Origin of the sequence: Microvirga pakistanensis, assembly GCF_004458765.1 — a bacterium.
Classification (GTDB): domain Bacteria; phylum Pseudomonadota; class Alphaproteobacteria; order Rhizobiales; family Beijerinckiaceae; genus Microvirga; species Microvirga pakistanensis.
In genome coordinates, this window is sequence record NZ_SPJX01000355.1 from 1 (window position 1) to 223 (window position 223).

1 protein-coding gene is annotated in these 223 nt (G+C 67.3%); it reads left to right on the forward strand.

All coding sequences use genetic code 11. The annotated features are described in order from the left end of the window. Positions 1-223, forward strand: a 223-nt coding sequence (locus E4K09_RS18165; protein ID WP_193557313.1) for an acyl-CoA dehydrogenase family protein, incomplete at both ends; no start/stop codon positions are given.

Sequence of the window (223 nt, forward strand, 5' to 3'; positions counted from 1 at the left end):
CTCTTCATTCCGAAGGCTTACGGCGGCGAGGGCGCGAGCCTGACATCGACGGTCGCAGTGGTCGAGCGCGTCGGGTCGGGCTGCTCGTCCACGGCCGCCATCCTATGCGCAGATCAGCTCGGAGCCTTCCCGGTTCTGCTCGCAGGCCGCGAGGACCAGAAGCAGCTCTATCTGGGCGAGATGACCAGGGGCGTCGCTACCAGTTTCGCCCTGTCGGAGCGCG